The organism is Pseudooceanicola atlanticus, from assembly GCF_000768315.1.
GTDB classification, from domain to species: domain Bacteria; phylum Pseudomonadota; class Alphaproteobacteria; order Rhodobacterales; family Rhodobacteraceae; genus Pseudooceanicola; species Pseudooceanicola atlanticus.
Genome location: NZ_AQQX01000043.1, coordinates 1 through 2,106 on the forward strand (window position 1 = coordinate 1; position 2,106 = coordinate 2,106).

General features: G+C 60.9%; 2 protein-coding genes. Both read right to left on the reverse strand.

What is annotated here, in order from left to right:
• Nucleotides 1-235: 235 nt before the first annotated feature.
• Nucleotides 236-442: a hypothetical protein gene (locus tag ATO9_RS23260; RefSeq protein WP_043755247.1), complete on the reverse strand. Its 207-nt coding sequence runs from the start codon at nt 440-442 to the stop codon at nt 236-238.
• Nucleotides 443-1,229: 787 nt separating this feature from the next.
• A complete protein-coding gene (locus tag ATO9_RS23265; RefSeq protein ID WP_043755249.1) occupies nt 1,230-2,036 on the reverse strand; it encodes a hypothetical protein in 807 nt (268 codons plus the stop codon).
• Between the last annotated feature and the right edge of the window lie 70 nt (nt 2,037-2,106).

The window sequence follows — 2,106 nt, forward strand, 5'->3', positions numbered from 1 at the left end:
CCAAATCTCTGCCGGAAAAACCGGCGGGCACAGCCCGACTGTTATTCCGGATGGCCCCCTTGAGGCTGGCCGGCTGACCTGTTCCAGGCGATCTCTGAAATCCCCCGTCAGGACCGTGCACGGTCCCGACACCTTCCCGGGGACGCCGGCCTAAGGCAGGGGTCCCCGGCCTTGGCGCAGCCTTCCCCGGACCGGGGAAAGGGCCGCCCGTGAGCGGCCCATCCTCGTGGGAGGATTACTCCTGCGGTTCCTTGGAGCTCGGCGGGAACATCACCAGCTCCTGGACCGCGACGGGGAAGTCGAGTTTGAGGCTGAAGAACTCCGAGCCGTCCCCGTTGCGGGTGTTGCGGAACATCGCGCCGACGCGCTGGAAGCGGGTGCGCTCCTGGCCTTCGCTGTCGGTGAACTTGACGGGAACGGTGGCGACGTAATGGTTGGTCATTTGGGTCTCTCCTTTTTGCGATGAGGATCACCCGGCACGGGGCCTGAGGGACGGCCGCAAGGGCAAATGCGGAGGGTCCGCGACCGCAGGGGGTGGAAGCCGTATTTGTACTTGCCTTCGCTGCGCGAAGGGAACGGGCGGCCCGACCCCGTGCGATCCACATCAATGAGCAAACAGGAGTGACCCGGATGCCATCTCGCAGCACAGCCGCCATCGGTCCTGTCGAGTTATGTCAGACGTGACCAGGTCCGCCCCCTCTCATCCAACGTGCCGACGCGATGTTCCGCCCAAGCCCGATCGGCACAACCGCGATCGTCTGCCTCAAGCTCGGCTTCCCTGTCGCCGATCTCCCGATCCGGGGCGGTGATGCAGCCGAGGGTCTGACGGCTGGGCTGTCCGCCCGGACCGGTCGCCGCCATCGTAGGGCGTGGTCGATGCGCTGCGCCCGGCCCAGCGATCTGCACCCAGACGGGCGGATCGCGGGATTTCTGGCGCGCATGAGGGCAACCCCGGCGGCTGGCTCCGTCAGGAGACCGCCGCCGGGGTATGCCGCTCAGCGTGGCCAGAGGCCTCGTGTTCCGGGTGGAGACCGGGACAGCCGGAACCTGCGAGTGCGGTGACGGCGGTACAACCGCCGGCAGGGGCTCGTCTTGACCGAACCAGTCACGGATCATCGTGTGATCAGACCGCAGTATTTTGTCCAGTTGAAAGGACGAGCTGTCCAGCCGGGCTTCGGTCTGGCGGGGCTGACGAGATCATCTTATCGACTTGTTGCTCGACAATCATCCTACGTCCGCCCCCCGAACTTTTCCAAATCGATGATCCGTTCGGGCGGAGTGGCGACCCGTTGCATCATGCAACAATCAGTTCGCAGCTTGGCAATATCGAAGCTGGGGTTCGCTATCTTGAATGCCCAGCTGTTCAGGAAGACGCGTGCAATCCCAGGAATTTCGCCCATGCCGATGATGTCAGAATAGCTGAAGTGCGGATGAGCACCTCGAACGAGTTCTTCGCCACCAATGCGGACATGTACGATGATGGGAACGGTTTCCGAGTGGAGCAGGTGAAGGCCCGATTGATCGCCGAACAACCGCTGCACGACATGCTGATCAAACTCAGAGCCGTGGCTCAAATAGTGGTCGAAGCCATTGGCGAGGCCCGATCGAGATAGACTGAAATGAACTTGTCCTTCCCGTCGGCCTTGCTTGTTTTTCGGGCCGACATCTTCAAGTACCTCGGCAAGTCGGTGTTCCAGGTGATGCCACTGAGGATGGGTCTTGAGAATTTCTGTGAGTCTTTGCCTGCGGTCTGCGGCCACCAACGGACGCAGACCAAGTCGCTGCACAGATAGGATTTCGTCCGGCAGCAAACGTGTACCATGGAAGACGCAGAATTCATGTGCTAGCAGCCAATCGTAAATCGCGTCTGACGCCGTTTCGATGTCCGTATGCCGAACCACGGAGTCGCCCGCATCCTCGATGAATTCAAAATTCGATGAAGCGAGGGTTTCGATCGCTTCCTTGCCTACCAGATCAACTGCCAGTTCGCGGAAAGACCCCTCCCAGGTCTCAAACTGATCGTAGTAAATAGTCATTTCTCTGGGGACCTTTGACAGTTGCCAACTGGCTTACCCGTCTAGCGTCTCAGGGGAATCTTGCAAACGG